The sequence below is a fragment of the Moritella marina ATCC 15381 genome (assembly GCF_008931805.1).
GTDB lineage: Bacteria > Pseudomonadota > Gammaproteobacteria > Enterobacterales > Moritellaceae > Moritella > Moritella marina.
Genome location: NZ_CP044399.1, coordinates 37,410 through 53,131 on the forward strand (window position 1 = coordinate 37,410; position 15,722 = coordinate 53,131).

Here is a 15,722-nt window from a genome sequence, read left to right on the forward strand (position 1 = left end):
ACCTTTTATTCATAACATGGACAATATTAGCGAATGGCAACAATTAAAGACGTAGCAAAACATGCAGGTGTATCAACGTCAACAGTGAGTCATGTATTAAATAATACCCGCTATGTGAGTGAAGATGTGTCTGCGCGTGTGAAAGCAGCCGTTGACGAATTACGTTATGCGCCCTCTGCATTGGCGCGCAGTCTTAAAGTCCAGAGTACGAAAACATTCGGTATGTTGGTTACGACCTCAACCAACCCCTTCTTTGGGGAAGTGCTGAAGGGGGTAGAGCGTCGCTGTTATGAACATGGTTATACGCTTATTTTATGTAATACCGAAGGGGATGTGGCGCGTATGCATGCTAACCTAGATACACTATTACAAAAACGTGTTGATGGACTCATGTTGATGTGTAGCGAAGTTGAAAGCCAAGGTTTTAATTTATTTGAACGTCATAAACCAGTCCCTACAGTGGTGATGGATTGGGGCCCAACAAACTTCTCGTGCGATAAGATCCAAGATAATTCCCATCGCGGTGGTTATATGGCCACGCAGCATCTGATTGCCAAGGGCCATACTGAGATTGGCTGTATTACTGGTGTATTAGATAAATTAACCGCGCAGCAGCGTTTTGCGGGTTTTACCCAAGCAATGAAAGAAGCGGGTTTAGCGATTAATCCTAACTGGGTGACAGCGGGTAATTTTGAGTGCGAGGGCGGTGAACAAGCCTTTGCTGAAATGTTCGCTAACGGTCCATTGCCTTCGGCTTTGTTTGTCTGTAATGACATGATGGCGATGAGTGTGATTAATAGCGCGAGTAAAAAGGGTATCTCAGTACCACAAGACCTGTCTATTATCGGTTACGATGACATTAAGTTAGCTAAATACATTACCCCGTCATTAACCACTATTCACCAACCTAAGCACCGTTTAGGTAAAAAAGCCGTGGATATGTTGATCGAACAAATTAACTCGAAAACTGCAAGTAACCAAATTGTTGAGTTAGAGCCTACTTTAGTTGAACGCGACAGTGTTAAACATTTGAATAAGTAAGTGCTGTAAAGTTAAATTAATGAAGCATACTATTTATTAGAAATATGAGTTTATTAGAAATATGAGTTTATTAGAAAGATTAATTTATTAGCAAGGTTAGCCATTTTGGCTAACCTTTTTTTCACCTTTTTAGTCACTATCTATACTGAAAAATAACACTCCGCTGTCTTAATTCGACTATTTTCTGGTTATTAATTACTTTATCTACAAAATATATCATTTAAGATTTTTTTTCTTAATATGAAATATTATTTTCATTTGTAGTCGGTAATATGCCATATCAATTTGTTATAAAGTGTAACACTGTGTTTCACCTCACATAAGCTTATGAAAAATTATGTTTGGGATTATTCAGTATATTGATGCTATTGCCGTATTTAAGACGGCATTTATAATTAAATAGTATGGAGCTGAATATGAAATGTTGTAAAGGTGGTCGAGTGATTAAGGTAAGCCGTACTTGGTTACAAAAATTATTTTATAGTAGTATCTATAAGTGTAATTCCTGTGGTGCTGTCACTAAATTGAAAAAATAGTACATATTAGTTTAAAAAGAAAACCTATTTAGATACTTATTTGAAGTGATCATCAATAGGCTTTTTTGTTTCTGAAATTAAAATACAGAGCGACTATTCACTGCGGTAAACTGCTGATATAAGCTTTGCACTTCAATGGGATCGAAAGGTTCTATGTAAGTTAGTTGACTCAAGCGATGCGTAATATTCTGTAAATCGTGTGAACGCTGTTGTGCTCGATGTTGATAGCGCTGTAGTGCACTTGGAATATCGTTAAAGTTAGCGGCTAGACTTTGCGCTAGAATATAGGCGTTTTCAATACCTAAACTAAAACCTATGCCCATGGTTGGCAATACCGAACAACATGCATCGCCAAGTAATACTGCATTACCTCTGCTCCATTGTGAGAACGGGGCGAGATCGGCTAAAGGCGAGGGCATGATTTGCGATTCAGGTGTACTTTTAATCATCTCGAGTAGAAATGGCGAATAGTGAGCAAATTTTTCTAAAATACGCGCTTTATCCAGTGTTTCACCTTTTGCAACAGGGCAGGCTGCAAACCAGTACTTTGAATGGTTTTCTCGGTCGTAAGTATAAGTAACAATACGTGATTGCATACCAGCAAACACGTAACACTCATCATCACTTATTTCAGGTGCATTAAAGTCAACGGTACCACGACAACAGTAAACGCCAGGTTGGCGTATGCTTACTTCTGGCGCAACAAACTGGCGAACTTGTGAGAATAACCCATCCGCACCGACAATAACGTCAGCAATAAGTGGTTCCCCGTTAATCAGAACCGTTTCGTTTTCAACACTGCAGTGCTGGCCTGTCAGGATATTTTCTGCACCAAAAGCAGTTAATAATAATTGATAAAGATCGTGCCGATGAAACAAGCCTATCGGGGCATTAACGCTATTGTCTGTCGCTTGCATGGACAGTTGGTTAATCATGTCAGATGTTGCGGTTAATGTGGTAATAAGATCAACGCTATTGCCTGTCGAGCTCACCTTCTTGGCATCCGTTAACGCGGCTAAGATCTGCATGCCTTCAGGCCACATGATAATACCTGTACCATCTGCTCTTGGCTTATCTGCTTTTTCATAAACAGTCGCTTCAATGCCAAACATGCGCAGTGATAAAGCCAGTGCTAGACCGTTTAACCCTGCACCGACAATGGCTATGTTTAGATCTTTTTTGTCCATTAACTTATTCCTTATTTTCTATGCGTTATTGTGTACTTGATGTGACTAACTCACTGTTTATTAAAATATAACACGGCATGATGATGTTTTTAATCGTTTATATTTTTCATCTAAGGCGTGAAGTTCCATTGAAATTGAAAAAAGACGGTTATCTAGTATTTTTACGAGTTACCCAGTATTAGTTTTACTAATACAATGTTCACAAGCAAGGCAAGGTACACGTGCTATGACTAAGAGTTTCAATGACGCTTGTAGATAGCGACAGCGTAACAACTTGTTTTAATCTTCGACTTTATCAATATTGGAATTTTTTATGAAAAAACTAAATAAAGCATTGTCTCTTACATTAGCTGCAATCGTATCTATGCCAACACTTGCTGAAAATATTAATACCGATGATTTTTCTTTTGGTGGTCGTGTTGAAGCAAGAGCTGGACTGACTGATAGTGATTTTGATGACAAGTCTCGTGTACGTTTAAACGGCCAAGGCAAGCATGTTATTAATGACGATATAACAGCGGTTGGTAAATTTGAATATGAGCTAACGCAAGAAGATAACTCATCAGATACAACTGTACAAAATAAAACACGTTATTTATACGTTGGTGCTGAGACTGCATTCGGTACAGTGACATATGGTACGCAAGATAACGCTGTTACTTACCTAACAAACTTCACTGATATGGCTGAATACTTCAGTGGTTACACTAATGAAAGTATCACTGCAAGTGGCGACAGAGCTGAAGACACAGTGCTTTATGCTATCAATAAAGGTGACTTAACTGTTCATGCATCGGCTAATCTAAAAGAGACCGAAAATGGCGGTGGCTTGATGGTTGCTTATAAAGTACATCAAAACATTGAAATCAGTGCGGGTTATGCAGCAACTGAAGGTTTTACTGAAAATAACAGCGACACATTCTTAGATGAGACTGAATCATCAGACGTTTACATGATCGGTGCACGTTATACGAAAGATGGCTTGTTAGTGTCTGGTCTTGTGCAAGCGGGTAGCTATGGCGGTTCAGATTTCGATGCTGTTGACGCATTCGCTGCTTACTCATTTGGTGAAAACAGTGTAAACGTTTCATATAACTACTATAGTGCGGATGATACAAACGAGTTAGACGTAAACTTTGTAGCGTTTGAATATGCACGTTATATCGGTGATGTTGCTGCATACGCGAGTTATAAAATTGCTTTAGATGATGATACATCAGCTGGTAGCGGTCCTAACAATAAGAATGCAGATGAATTCATTATCGGCGCTCGTTATTCTTTCTAATCCTACCTAATTAATACCGTTATGTAGCGATACTAGCCTCCCACGTGGAGGCTTTTTCGATCTTAGCTAATGGCTATTTAGGTTTGAATCGTTTATGTCATTCGAACCAATATATCCCATCTGAAATACTCATTTATCCTTCTGATTCTCACGTGTTAAGGTATTAATTCATTTCGCTAACTCAAGGATGAGTGTATGCAATTAAGATCACTTCGGTTAATTCTATCGATATTTAAGACATTTTTCATATCATCGTTTATGGCACTATTAATATCTATATCACCGCCAGTTTATGCAAAAGCGGAGGATTTCTTTCGGCTTAACAGTGGCGGGTTGTTGATAAGTGGTATTGAAATGAAATATTCAGACGTGATGGCGATGATTAAAAAAGACCAATCGTCGGAACGAATTGGACGTGATCGTTATATTTTAGATGCCTCGATAGGAGGTAAATTTGATGTTCAATTCAAATTTAGCCGTGGTAAGTTAATTGAAATTGATGCTAAACAGCTAGGTCGTCAACATCATTAGCCTGACTTATGCTTGATTTTGACCTCAAATTTACGCTAGGCAATTCGTTTTATACTTTTTGAACTGAATTTTATATAAGCATACTCATTAAGTTGTATTGATATCGATAGTAGCTGATTTTGATCAAAGTAAAGTTAAGTAAAAGGAATACACTATCATTAAGTTGTTTATTAGTATTTATGGTTGAGTGTTGGTTTAAACTTGGGTTAATCTGCGTTTTTACTAATTAATCGATTAATTTAAAATATTATTTTTAACTATTATGTTTAAATCTTAATGGTAACACTCACTGTCACTATCAACGTAATTCACACTTTTAACTATCACTGCATTTAAATGGAATGATTCATGAAAAACATAAATAAAGCATTATCTCTGACATTAGCAGCAATCGTATCTATGCCAACACTGGCTGAAAGCATCAACACTGATGACTTCTCTTTTGGTGGTCGTATCGAAGCAAGAGGCTCACTTACGGATAGTGATTTCAATGATAAATCACGTGTACGTATTAATGGTCAAGGTAAGCATGAGATTAATGAAGCTTTAACTGCTGTTGGTAAATTCGAGTATGAATTAACGCAAGAAGATAATAGTTCTGACACAACAGTTAAAAATAACCTTCGTTATGCATACGTTGGTGTTGAAACTGCGCACGGTACTTTGACATACGGTACGCAAGATAACGCTGTTACTTATCTTACTAACTTCACCGATGTTGCTGAAGTTTACAGTGGTTACACAAACGAAGAGTTTTCTGCAAGCGGTGACCGTTCTGAAGATACTGTGCTTTATAGTGTGGTTAAAGGTGATTTAACATTCAACGCATCAGCTAATCTACAAGAAAATGAAAAAGGCGGCGGTTTGATGGCTGCTTATAAATTGCTACCAAGCGTTGAAGTAAGTGCGGGTTATGCAGCAACAGAAACTGCTGTGGGTGAAACTGATTCATCTGATGTTTATATGCTTGGTGCTCGTTATACTAACGGCGGTGTTTTAGTTTCAGGTCTAGTACAAAAAGGTGCTGCAGACGGTACTGATTTTGACGCAGTTGACGCATTCGCATCTTATGGCTTTGGCGAAAACAAAGTAAGTGTTTCATATAACTACCTACAATTTGATGGCGACGATATGGCTCAAGATGTTAACTTTGTGGCATTTGAATATGGCCGTTATATTGGTGACGTAGCTGCATACGCCGGCTATAAAGTTGCATTAGGCTCTGATATGTCAGCTGGTAAAGGCAATAACAACAACGCAGACGAATTCATCGTTGGTGCTCGTTACTCTTTCTAAGGTTGATTGATTCAATGTGACTATGCATTGAATTTTATCTCCAGTTAGGCAGCGTGAAAGCAATCGTTCACGCTCGCCACTTCTACCGGTTTCTTAGTCTTTCCCGTAGCAGAAGTAATAGTTATTTATATGAAACCCCGCTTATTTGCAGTAAGCGGTTTTTTTTGATCTTAAAACTCGCTATCTTCCAGTCGTCTATCTCGAACATATTCTGCGTAATAAAGGGACATCACAATATGTGTTTTTTCGATTGCAGATGAACCTTGGGTACCTGTTAGTTTTATCGTTTTGTGAGGTTTGCATTTTTCCACATAGGATTGCAGTGACTTAGCTCTAGTGCGCTTTCCGCTTTTAACTTCTACAGGAACGATCCTGCCCACTTCATCGGTGAAGATAAATTCAATTTCAGCTCTTGCGTCACCCCAAGAAAAACTAGGCTCGATACCGCAAGCTGCAAACTCTTGTTGAACAACATTTTCTGCAATATAACCCTTGTACTCGTAACCTTGTAGTTTAATTTCCCTGTAGCTTGTCCCTAGCATATGGTTCAGCAACCCAGTATCAAAGAAAAATAGTTTAACGGTATTGTCTTTTTGATAAGCAGCAAGTGGTGATCTAGGTTGACCTTCAACTGGGAAGTTCTTTAATGCTAAGCGGCATTTGTGAAGCCATGTGATAGCTGTTTCAAACTCTGTATATCTAGATTTTCGTTCATGCACGCCTTTGAATTTGAAACGTTTGACAGAACCATCAAATACAGATGAAAGTTGAGAAGGAATGTCCCTAAAGACGGATAGTGACGTGTAGGGAGGTAATAAGGCTGAGTGACGAAAATACTCTAAGATAAAGCTTCATGCGACTAGCTGAAGGGGCCGTCCATGGTTTGTAAGGCATGGACTCATTTTACGCGCTAACCTACATCCAATAAGTACGTTGCTCTGGCATAAAGTCGCTGGTATCAGACATGTTTTTCATTTCGCCATTTTGTTCTTCTGTCTCTGGCACTTCTAATTTTTCGCCCTGGGCATTAACGACATCGCTCGCGTTTATTTGTGGCTTATCCAAGTCATCAACGCTAATTGATTGATCTGCTGTGACATCTTCAACGCTGGCAGGGGCGAAAGATTGGATATTACTTGTTGGTTGGTTCATTGGTAAGTTTGAGTTTGTGCTGCAACCTTGATTCAATAAACAAAGCAGTATAATTATTTTTAATTTATTCATGAACACCCCATACAGGTATGGTTATATATTTATTAAAACTATTCGACCTGAGTTTTCAGCACAGCCATAACAGCCATGAACTCACCAATGGCGAGTAAACCATTCTTTTCTGGTTTTTTTTCTTCTGCTTTATTACCGATTTTAGCCAAAGCACCGTCTTTATCGCTACCAGTTCCGTTACTGCAAGCTTGAAGTGATAGACAAAGAAACATCGTTAAAACTAATTTACTCATAACCACTCCATTTATTTACGCTTTAAAAACAAGGTTTTATCAGTTTTTGTTGCATTTTAGATAAAGAAAAGCCCATTGAATCAAACCATTCAATGGGCTGCGACATTAATTCGTTGCAGATTCATTAGGTTAAGCTGATTTTTTGGTTTATTAAAATATCCAGGAGCGCATTTTAGTACTTATCCCATACCAAATCAATTCTACAGTATGCTTTTCTTTTTCATTAGCGAGACTCTAGGTCTTATACTTTGTATTGTGTTATGACTGCACTTGAGTTTTTAATAGTGCCATTACCGCCATAAATTGTGTAATGGCAAGAAGACCATTCTTCTTTTTATCTTCTTTAGTTTTATTCTCTGGCACTGTTAGTTTATTTGTCGTTGATGTGTCGCCAATACCTATCGCGAGATTAATGCCGAGGTTACTACAGGCTTGAAGTGACAGAGAAAGGCAGATTATAAGGACTATTTTGTTCATTTTCAAATCTTACTTTATTGTTTAATTACAGGCGCTTACAAACGCTTACAATTTAATTTGTTGAATTTTAGGCAAAGAAAAGCCCATTGAATCAAACCATTCAATGGGCTGCGACACTTAGGAGGGTGCCGTTCTAACTTGCGTTTGGTGGAGTCGGGGGGAGTTGAACCCCCGTCCGAAAAACCTACATCCGCGGTACTACATGTTTAGTCATCTCTATTAATTTAACTTTATGCGAAGCCGAGTGACAGGCCGAACAAAAGCGTGCTCGATTGGTTTTAGCACTTTCTCTACGAGCGAAGAGTCCATGCGATCCTGATATTTAATGACCATACAATATTAGAGACCCTCAGGCAGGGTTCTAAATGATGGCTAGCAAGCCTAAGCTGCTAGAGAGTAGTTAGAGTCGTTTGCAACTATAACAGTGCGGCTTTTTACGAGGCCAACCGCCCCTCGACATGCACCTAGGGTTTCGTGAATCTCGTCGAATCCTAAATCGACCCCAGAACTAAAATTCTACGCCAATAGTGTAGAATTGCAACAAATTAACGAACTTTATGCTTCATCATTCGTTCTTTGTCTATTTTCCATTCACGATCTTTCACATCTGAACGTTTATCGTGCTCTTTTTTACCTTTTGCAAGGCCAATATTGATTTTCACCCATGCCTGTTTCCAGTACATAGATGTCGCCACGATAGTATAACCTTGACGCTCAACTTTACTTGCTAGCACTTCTAATTCGCGCTTGTTTAATAACAGCTTACGAATACGTGTTGGGTTACATACTACGTGCGTTGATGCTGCGTCGAGTGGCATGATCTGCGCACCAGACATAAATGCTTCACCGTTTTTAATAAACACATAACTTTCAGTAATGTTTACTTTACCAGCACGTAATGATTTAACTTCCCAACCTTGAAGTTCTAATCCAGCTTCTAAGCGGTCTTCGATTTTATATTCGAAACTAGCGGTCTTATTTCGCGCTATCGTGTTTTCGCTATTTTTTGGTTTTTTCTTAGCCATAATTTATCTTTATGCACCCATCATTGACGGAATTTAATGTTATAAATATTATAACAAAATCGCATTTTATCCTAGTACTTGTCTTGCTTTGCGCGGAATAACAAATGAATTTTAGTGAGATAAATGCTAAAGTTGCCTGCTTATTACTAACGGCCGCGAGATATTGAGCCTTTAGTAAACGATTTGATTTTTAGATTATAGTTTTGAAGATAGGGGCACGTATGCCACGGATAACGCGCAGCGCACTGTTAATGTATAGCGCTGACCAAATGTTTAATTTAGTAAACGATGTTGATGCATACCCAGATTTTTTACCCGGTTGTACAGGTACTCGTATTTTAGATGAACACGATGACCAAATGACAGCCGCGGTTGATGTTGCTAAAGCCGGTATTAGTAAAACCTTCACCACCAAAAATACCCTGATACCAGGGCGACAAGTGAAAATGGATCTTGTTGATGGACCGTTCAAAAAACTCACCGGTGGTTGGACGTTTAAAGCATTAGATGAAACGGCGTGTAAAGTGACGCTTGATTTAGAATTTGTATTTAGTAGTAAATTAGTGGAAGTGGCGTTTGGCCGTATTTTCTCTGACTTAGTGAATAACATGGTGCAGTCTTTTACCGACCGTGCTAAAGAGGTTTATGGTGTCGAGAAAAATTAATGTTGAAGTGATTTATGCGCTGCCGAAAGAGCAAATTACCTTTAAGGTAAGTATTGAGCAGGGGGCAACAGCACAGCAAGTGATCGAGGTATCTGGTATTTTAGTTAAATACCCAGAGATAGAATTAAAAACCAATAAACTGGGTATTTATAGCCGTTTAATCAAACTAGATACTGTGATTGAAGACGGTGAGCGTGTTGAAATATATCGCCCATTAATCGCAGATCCAAAAGAAATGCGTAAGCGTCGCGCGGGAAAAGCCAAAGAAGAAGGGCGATTGCACGAAAAGACCGGTCAGAAAATAAAATAATGCCATTGGCAGAATATAAATAAAAATCACAATCTAGCGCAGGTTGTGATTTTTATTATCTAAACTCAGGTTAAATAGAAATTGCAGTTTTTTTATTGACCCAGGGGTGTTGAAAAGTCTGGGCTTAGTGGATAATCACCCACCACAGTCTTCAAGTTATTACCTGAAAATGTTAACACCAATTCTTTTGTGGTTACATCACCACGGCCTGTTTTAAAGCGGTATAAGTAATTCCACACATCACGATCGAACGAATCAACCAGCATCGGACTACCAAGCACAAATGTGACTTGTTCTTTAGTCATATCAACACGTAATTTGTCTACTTGGTCATCTTCAACATAGTTACCTTGTGGGATATCAATTTTATAAACCAGTTTTTCAAGAATTGAGCAGCCCGATAAACTAAAGATAGCCAAGCCTGCAATAAGTAAGTGTTTTAAGCGCATAAGTATTTTGCTAATTAAGTCCATATAATAAAGGTAAATAGTAACTCGGCTGGCGAGTGAAGTAAATCGGTGTATTCGCCGACTCGCTTAAGTTAGTTGATTAGAGGTTAAATGCAGGGAATAGTTCCCTACATTTATGGATAGGATGCGTGTTTAAACTAACATTTCAGCGGCGTTGTTCAAGGTTGAGGCGGTGATCTTATCGCCACCGAGTAAACGTGCAAGTTCTTCGATACGCATTTCTTGGCTTAAGGCTTTCATACAGGTCTCGGTTGTTTTACCGTCGGTGGTTTTACTTACATACATTTGTTGATGGCCTTTTGATGCCACTTGCGGTAAATGGGTTACGCACATGACCTGTGTTTTCTCACCTAACTGGCGCAGTAATTTACCGACAATAGAGGCTGTTTGTCCTGAGATACCGACATCGACTTCATCAAAAATGAGCGTTGGCGTTGATATTTTTTGCGCCGTGATCACTTGGATCGCTAAACTAATACGGGACAGCTCACCACCTGATGCCACTTTACCTAATGCTTGTAATGGCTGGCCAGGGTTGGTTGAAACTAAGAAGTTAATATTATCTAAGCCGTGTGGGTTAGGGGTTTTATGTTCAAAAGCTTCAAGCACCATTTCAAAACAACCGTTTTCCATGCTTAACTCGTGCATGCTGGCTGTGATCAGTTTATTTAGCTGTTTGGCGTATTTCTGACGACTAATCGACAGCTTTTCTGCTTGTTGGTTATATTTACTTTGTGACTCAGCTAATTCAAGCTTAATGCTTTCGATACGTTCGTCATCATCGGCAATATTTTCTAATTCGGCTTTCAACATGTGGTGATGTGTTGCTAACTGATCTGCTGGTACTTGATGTTTACGAGCGAGTTCTAAGGCTTTACCTAAGCGTTCATCAAGGTATTCGAATTGCTGTGGATCACGGTCAAGGTTATCGGTGTAGCTGCGGAGTTCATTACCTGCTTCTTCAACCAGAACGACCGCTTCTTGTAAGGTATCTGTGATGGATTTTAATTTTGGATCCATGTCGAGCAAGTTTTCTAAGCGATGAGTAACGACTTGCAGCATACTGCAGATGGTGTTGTCTTCATTTTCATACAGGGTATCAGCACTGATCATGCACTCTTCAACTAACTCGGTGCTATTGGCAAGTAATCTATGTTCTGCTTCAATTTGGCTGTATTCACCATCAGCAAGGGCAAATTCGTCTAATTCTGATACTTGGTATTGTAATAACTGCTGTCGTGCGGCGCGTTGTTGTTGGTTTTGTAATAATTTCTTTTCTTCATTAGCGAGGTTGTGCCATGTTCGGTAACCGTCACGCACATTGAGCTGCAGTTTAGTATGACTTGCATAACCATCAAGAATGGCTAGCTGAATCTCTGGTTTTAATAAGGTTTGGTGAGCATGTTGTCCGTGCACTTGTACCAAAAATTGTGAGATTGATTTAAGTTGTTGTAATGGTACTGGGATCCCATTGATATAACCTTTAGATCGACCTTCAGCGGTGATCACGCGACGCAGGATACATTCATCTTCATTATTTAATTCGTGCTCGACCAACCATTTATAGGCGAGTGAACTTGGTTCTACGGTAAAGATCGCGCTTATTTCAGCTTTCTTTTCACCGGGGCGCACTGTACTAGCGTCGGCGCGAGATCCTAAAGCGAGCCCTAAAGCATCGATAGCAATAGACTTACCGGCACCAGTTTCACCTGTTACGGTTGTCATTCCCGATTTTAGTTCAAGTTCTAAAAATTTAACGATAGCAAAATTATGAATAGTGAGTTGCGTTAGCATGCGTATCCTGTTTATTTTATCAGGCTGGGTTTATATACAGTATATATGCGCTAACCCATAAGTGTAAATACTTTGCGTTTAGTTGCGTGGTTTATTTTTATTTTGTGATCTCGATTTACTGGCGTGATCTCGGGAAACTCTTTGGGGAGTGTGGATAGAGTGAGTCGATGAGAAGTGAGTTGGTCGTGACCTGATAGAAATGGATAATAACGACAGAAGAGCGCTGCGTAAGGCTTAATCGTGGTATGAGCCTTACGCAGTGACTATTTAGGTTAAAATAATTTACTGCCCCAACCTAGCTTTTCACGTAAAACATTAAAATAATCATAACTCTTAGGATGGATCAGGTGTAGATGGTTTTTGTCACGCTTAATGATTATTTCATCACCAGGTAACACACCAATGTGCACATGACCATCGCAACTGACCATCATGTTCTCTTCATTGTTTGGCGATACGACTAAGCGTACTGTGCTATTCGCATTGATCACAATTGGTCGGCTCGACAACGTATGCGGGAACATGGCCATTAGCGAGATAGCTTCTAAGTTTGGCGATACGATTGGACCACCGGCTGACAATGAGTAAGCGGTTGAACCTGTCGGCGTTGATACCAGTAGGCCGTCGGCACGTTGACTGAGCATAAAGCTATTGTCGATATAGACTTCAAACTCGATCATGGCAGGGATCTTACCTGGATGTAAGATGGTTTCATTAAAGGCAAGGTTGGTTGCTTTTAACATGCCGTAGCGATATATCGAGGTATTCAATAAAATACGCTTTTCTGAAATGTACTCACCTTTTAATACCCCCAATAAGTGTTCGTCGAAGGCTTCAGGATCAAGGTCGGTTAGAAAGCCTAAATTACCTCGGTTAACTCCGATAACGGCGATATCGAAACGTGATAATACCCGGCCTGCGCCTAACATATTACCATCACCACCGACGACGATGGCGAGGTCGGCTTCTTCACCTAAATTCATCAGCGGGCGGGATACGACTTCTGCCATCTCCAGATCTTGGGATACACGGCTATCCACAATGACGATGTAGTTATGTTTAGTTAAAAAATTATGTAAGGCAATAAGGGTTTTCGTTGTTTCTGGATGCTTGGGTTTGCCGATTAACCCGATAGTTTTGAATTCTCTCTTCATTGCCTTGATTCCACTAAGTAAGTATAGAAGTAGTATACCCAAACTACTTCAGGATGCTATACCAGAGACTAGCAGGGATAACAGAACAAGGCTCAATATACAGATAATGGTTACTCCATTTTCAAATATTGTAACGAAGTACTGTTATTCCAGCTAGCCTCCCGCAGGGCAAGCCGAAAGAAAGCATCTTCGGCGTTATGAAGTCTTGATTTAGAATAACTAAATCGTCGACTTCATGCCTTGAATATACTCTCCTTTCGGTTTGCTGGTTGTGAATCTTGAAGTGGTGTGGGTATATATACTTAAGCGAGTTGAAGATTCAAAGATTAAAGACAATATATATAGCGCTTCATTAGCTATTTCAGCTGTAATTTTCACACTATTTTACCCTAGGAGTTAACTAGAGATGAATTTGACTTGAATCTCGTGTTAGGATCCCCATAATATTTCGGTATAACCCATAAATTGTAATATAGTGTGCTTATATAAAGTATGCTGAATTGAATGTCGGAGAAAGTAATGAGCAGCGAAGAGCAAAAAGTACAGGCTGAAAAGCAAGTTGAAGCACAGTCAGTAACAGAAGCTGAAGTACAGCCTGTCGTTGAAGGCGTTACAGCTGAAGAAGTGGCAGTTGAAGAAGCAACTGTGGAAGTTGATGAGTCTGTTGCACGTATCGCTGCACTAGAAGCTGAACTTGCAAAAGCAACGGCATCTGCAGCTGAATTTAAAGACGCTGCATTACGCGCTAAAGCTGACGCTGATAACATTCGTCGCCGTGCTGCGATTGATGTCGATAAAGCCAAGAAATTCGCGTTAGAAAAATTTGCTAATGAACTACTACCGGTTATTGATAACATGGAACGTGGTCTACAACATGCAGATAAAACCAATGAAGCATTACTACCGCTTATCGAAGGTATCGAGCTAACGGCTAAATCGCTTGAATCTGCATTAGAAAAATTCGGTGTTAAATCGGTTAACCCTGAAGGTGAAAAATTCAACCCTGAGTTACATCAAGCAATGAGCATGATTGAAAACCCAGATGTTGAACCAAATACAGTGATCACTGTAATGCAAAAAGGTTATGAGCTTAATGGTCGTTTAATTCGTCCAGCTATGGTGATGATCTCTAAAGCCGCACCAGCAGTAACACCAACAATTGATACTCAAGCTTAATTGTTGATATAAAAATAATTAAATGAAAATAGAGCCGTTTGGCTCTATTTTTTTGTCTGCAATTTATCCGTGATTTATAGGCATTGGTATAATTTAGTGTATCGATTAATCTGCAGGATAAAATGCGCCAAGAATCGCTGGGCGACTCGCGCCTGTCACGGCCGGTAGATTACCTGGTTGTTTATGTACATGCTGTTTTGCTAACCACGCAAACGCAATGGCTTCAACCCAATCCGGATCAATACCAATCTCTGCGGTAGTCATCACGGGGTAGTTTGGTAAGACTTCGGCTATATCAGCCATCAGTAATGGATTCGCCGCGCCGCCACCACAAATATACACTTCAGTTCGATTATTTAAGTTATTAGAGTTGTTATTATTATCAAGCGCTAATTTATTCACTTCATTAGCAATCGACACTGCAGTAAAACGGGTTAAAGTGCGCTGTACATCGGCATCGCTATATGTATTGCCATGTGGGCTATTAGCTAAATAGGGCTGTAACCAAGCTAAGTTAAATAACTCCCGACCCGTGCTTTTCGGTGGCGTTAATTCAAAGTAAGGGTGCTGTAGTAATAAATTTAATAGTGGCTGAATAATTACGCCCGATTTAGCCCAGTTACCGTCTTCGTCATAATTTTTCGTACTGTTGTTTTTAGCAGAAAACCAAGCATCGAGTAGTGTATTTCCCGGGCCGGTATCATAACCCACGACAGGTTTACTTTGATCTAAGCTGGGTAGGTAAGTGATATTCGCTAAGCCGCCAATATTAACAATCGCGCGATTGATGGCAGGGTGTTGAAATACCGCTTGATGGAACGCGGGCACTAAAGGTGCTCCTTGGCCGCCAAGGGCCATATCTTTGCGTCTAAAGTCGGCTACGGTATCAATATTAGTTAAAGCGGCAAGGATATTGGCGTCACCTATTTGCAGGGTAAAGCCATGTTCAGGATGGTGCCGTATGGTCTGGCCGTGAGAGCCAATGGCTGTGATATCACTGGCGGTATACGCTGTTTTAGCCAGTAACTGCTGACAAGCAAGTGCAAAGGCTTGTGCAAGCGGCAGCTCTATCCTTGCTAATGCACTGATCTCATCATTGCTTGGTCGACATAATTGATGCAGTTGTGCGGTTAGCTCCGCTGGCATAGGCTGTAAATGTTCAGCGACTAATTCACAGCGGTTACCAGCACCATCATTAGCACCATCATCATCAGCACTATTAAATGCAACCAACGCCGTATCAATACCGTCAATACTGGTGCCCGACATGAGACCGATATATAATTCTCGTTGCTTGGCCATCAACTTTCCCTATGCT

16 protein-coding genes, 1 other RNA gene and 1 pseudogene are annotated in these 15,722 nt (G+C 39.9%); 7 read left to right on the top strand and 11 right to left on the bottom strand.

Annotated features, from left to right (window positions below):
• Positions 1-33 precede the first annotated feature (33 nt).
• Positions 34-1,041, top strand: coding sequence for a substrate-binding domain-containing protein (locus FR932_RS00290; protein ID WP_019440428.1), 1,008 nt, complete (start codon positions 34-36; stop codon positions 1,039-1,041).
• Between the two features lie 613 nt (positions 1,042-1,654).
• Here the strand turns inward: FR932_RS00290 and FR932_RS00295 are convergent.
• Positions 1,655-2,764, bottom strand: coding sequence for an FAD-dependent monooxygenase (locus FR932_RS00295; RefSeq protein WP_019440427.1), 1,110 nt, complete (start codon positions 2,762-2,764; stop codon positions 1,655-1,657).
• A gap of 313 nt (positions 2,765-3,077) precedes the next feature.
• Between FR932_RS00295 and FR932_RS00300 the strand changes: the two genes are divergently transcribed.
• The 3 genes from FR932_RS00300 (at position 3,078) to FR932_RS00310 (ending at position 5,876) form a co-directional block, all read left to right on the top strand.
• Positions 3,078-4,049 carry a porin gene (locus tag FR932_RS00300; RefSeq protein ID WP_019440426.1) on the top strand — a complete coding sequence of 324 codons (972 nt, stop codon included), beginning with the start codon at positions 3,078-3,080 and terminating at the stop codon, positions 4,047-4,049.
• Positions 4,050-4,403: 354 nt separating this feature from the next.
• Positions 4,404-4,580: a hypothetical protein gene (locus FR932_RS21575; RefSeq protein WP_240532368.1), complete on the top strand. Its 177-nt coding sequence runs from the start codon at positions 4,404-4,406 to the stop codon at positions 4,578-4,580.
• A 348-nt stretch (positions 4,581-4,928) separates the two neighbouring features.
• Positions 4,929-5,876 carry a porin gene (locus FR932_RS00310; RefSeq protein WP_019440424.1) on the top strand — a complete coding sequence of 316 codons (948 nt, stop codon included), beginning with the start codon at positions 4,929-4,931 and terminating at the stop codon, positions 5,874-5,876.
• 170 nt (positions 5,877-6,046) lie between these two features.
• On the opposite strand, the pseudogene FR932_RS00315 reads toward FR932_RS00310, so the two are convergent.
• The 6 genes and pseudogenes from FR932_RS00315 to smpB all read right to left on the bottom strand — a co-directional run.
• A pseudogene (locus FR932_RS00315) lies at positions 6,047-6,670 on the bottom strand (DUF4143 domain-containing protein); the annotation flags it as partial.
• Positions 6,671-6,791: 121 nt separating this feature from the next.
• Positions 6,792-7,100, bottom strand: a complete 309-nt coding sequence (locus FR932_RS00320) for a hypothetical protein (protein ID WP_019440422.1) — start codon at positions 7,098-7,100, stop codon at positions 6,792-6,794.
• A 38-nt stretch (positions 7,101-7,138) separates the two neighbouring features.
• Positions 7,139-7,333, bottom strand: coding sequence for a hypothetical protein (locus FR932_RS00325; RefSeq protein ID WP_019440421.1), 195 nt, complete (start codon positions 7,331-7,333; stop codon positions 7,139-7,141).
• A gap of 258 nt (positions 7,334-7,591) precedes the next feature.
• Positions 7,592-7,810: a hypothetical protein gene (locus tag FR932_RS00330; RefSeq protein ID WP_019440420.1), complete on the bottom strand. Its 219-nt coding sequence runs from the start codon at positions 7,808-7,810 to the stop codon at positions 7,592-7,594.
• 145 nt (positions 7,811-7,955) lie between these two features.
• Positions 7,956-8,314, bottom strand: a transfer-messenger RNA (tmRNA) gene (gene ssrA / locus FR932_RS00335).
• A gap of 41 nt (positions 8,315-8,355) precedes the next feature.
• Positions 8,356-8,835 carry an SsrA-binding protein SmpB gene (gene smpB / locus FR932_RS00340; protein ID WP_019440419.1) on the bottom strand — a complete coding sequence of 160 codons (480 nt, stop codon included), beginning with the start codon at positions 8,833-8,835 and terminating at the stop codon, positions 8,356-8,358.
• Positions 8,836-9,056: 221 nt separating this feature from the next.
• Here smpB and FR932_RS00345 point away from each other — a divergent pair, with 221 nt between their 5' ends.
• Complete coding sequence (locus FR932_RS00345) at positions 9,057-9,500, top strand: SRPBCC family protein (protein WP_019440418.1); 444 nt, start codon at positions 9,057-9,059, stop codon at positions 9,498-9,500.
• Positions 9,481-9,810, top strand: a complete 330-nt coding sequence (locus FR932_RS00350; RefSeq protein ID WP_019628900.1) for an RnfH family protein — start codon at positions 9,481-9,483, stop codon at positions 9,808-9,810. Before FR932_RS00345 ends, FR932_RS00350 begins: the two co-directional genes overlap by 20 nt.
• Positions 9,811-9,902: 92 nt before the next feature.
• On the opposite strand, the gene bamE is transcribed toward FR932_RS00350, so the two are convergent.
• The 3 genes from bamE to nadK all read right to left on the bottom strand — a co-directional run bounded on the left by bamE (position 9,903) and on the right by nadK (position 13,228).
• A complete protein-coding gene (bamE, locus tag FR932_RS00355; protein WP_019440416.1) occupies positions 9,903-10,259 on the bottom strand; it encodes an outer membrane protein assembly factor BamE in 357 nt (118 codons plus the stop codon).
• A 153-nt stretch (positions 10,260-10,412) separates the two neighbouring features.
• Positions 10,413-12,074, bottom strand: a complete 1,662-nt coding sequence (gene recN, locus FR932_RS00360) for a DNA repair protein RecN (RefSeq protein ID WP_019440415.1) — start codon at positions 12,072-12,074, stop codon at positions 10,413-10,415.
• Between the two features lie 272 nt (positions 12,075-12,346).
• The gene (gene nadK, locus FR932_RS00365; RefSeq protein ID WP_019440414.1) at positions 12,347-13,228 is read right to left on the bottom strand and encodes an NAD(+) kinase; all 882 of its coding nucleotides are present in this window, start codon (positions 13,226-13,228) and stop codon (positions 12,347-12,349) included.
• A 519-nt stretch (positions 13,229-13,747) separates the two neighbouring features.
• Here nadK and grpE point away from each other — a divergent pair.
• Positions 13,748-14,404, top strand: coding sequence for a nucleotide exchange factor GrpE (gene grpE / locus FR932_RS00370; RefSeq protein WP_019440413.1), 657 nt, complete (start codon positions 13,748-13,750; stop codon positions 14,402-14,404).
• Positions 14,405-14,509: 105 nt separating this feature from the next.
• Here grpE and FR932_RS00375 read toward each other — a convergent pair whose 3' ends face one another.
• Positions 14,510-15,706, bottom strand: a complete 1,197-nt coding sequence (locus FR932_RS00375; protein ID WP_019440412.1) for an anhydro-N-acetylmuramic acid kinase — start codon at positions 15,704-15,706, stop codon at positions 14,510-14,512.
• Positions 15,707-15,722: the final 16 nt, after the last annotated feature.

What these genes read in the sequence shown, in the direction of transcription:
- FR932_RS00330 (WP_019440420.1), bottom strand. Translation starts at nt 7,810, where the DNA reads ATGAACAAAATAGTCCTTATAATCTGCCTTTCTCTGTCACTTCAAGCC.
- smpB (WP_019440419.1), bottom strand. Translation starts at nt 8,835, where the DNA reads ATGGCTAAGAAAAAACCAAAAAATAGCGAAAACACGATAGCGCGAAAT.
- FR932_RS00300 (WP_019440426.1), top strand. Translation starts at nt 3,078, where the DNA reads ATGAAAAAACTAAATAAAGCATTGTCTCTTACATTAGCTGCAATCGTA.
- FR932_RS00325 (WP_019440421.1), bottom strand. Translation starts at nt 7,333, where the DNA reads ATGAGTAAATTAGTTTTAACGATGTTTCTTTGTCTATCACTTCAAGCT.
- recN (WP_019440415.1), bottom strand. Translation starts at nt 12,074, where the DNA reads ATGCTAACGCAACTCACTATTCATAATTTTGCTATCGTTAAATTTTTA.
- FR932_RS00350 (WP_019628900.1), top strand. Translation starts at nt 9,481, where the DNA reads ATGGTGTCGAGAAAAATTAATGTTGAAGTGATTTATGCGCTGCCGAAA.
- grpE (WP_019440413.1), top strand. Translation starts at nt 13,748, where the DNA reads ATGAGCAGCGAAGAGCAAAAAGTACAGGCTGAAAAGCAAGTTGAAGCA.
- FR932_RS00345 (WP_019440418.1), top strand. Translation starts at nt 9,057, where the DNA reads ATGCCACGGATAACGCGCAGCGCACTGTTAATGTATAGCGCTGACCAA.
- bamE (WP_019440416.1), bottom strand. Translation starts at nt 10,259, where the DNA reads ATGCGCTTAAAACACTTACTTATTGCAGGCTTGGCTATCTTTAGTTTA.
- FR932_RS00295 (WP_019440427.1), bottom strand. Translation starts at nt 2,764, where the DNA reads ATGGACAAAAAAGATCTAAACATAGCCATTGTCGGTGCAGGGTTAAAC.
- FR932_RS00320 (WP_019440422.1), bottom strand. Translation starts at nt 7,100, where the DNA reads ATGAATAAATTAAAAATAATTATACTGCTTTGTTTATTGAATCAAGGT.
- FR932_RS21575 (WP_240532368.1), top strand. Translation starts at nt 4,404, where the DNA reads ATGAAATATTCAGACGTGATGGCGATGATTAAAAAAGACCAATCGTCG.
- FR932_RS00290 (WP_019440428.1), top strand. Translation starts at nt 34, where the DNA reads ATGGCAACAATTAAAGACGTAGCAAAACATGCAGGTGTATCAACGTCA.
- FR932_RS00310 (WP_019440424.1), top strand. Translation starts at nt 4,929, where the DNA reads ATGAAAAACATAAATAAAGCATTATCTCTGACATTAGCAGCAATCGTA.
- nadK (WP_019440414.1), bottom strand. Translation starts at nt 13,228, where the DNA reads ATGAAGAGAGAATTCAAAACTATCGGGTTAATCGGCAAACCCAAGCAT.
- FR932_RS00375 (WP_019440412.1), bottom strand. Translation starts at nt 15,706, where the DNA reads ATGGCCAAGCAACGAGAATTATATATCGGTCTCATGTCGGGCACCAGT.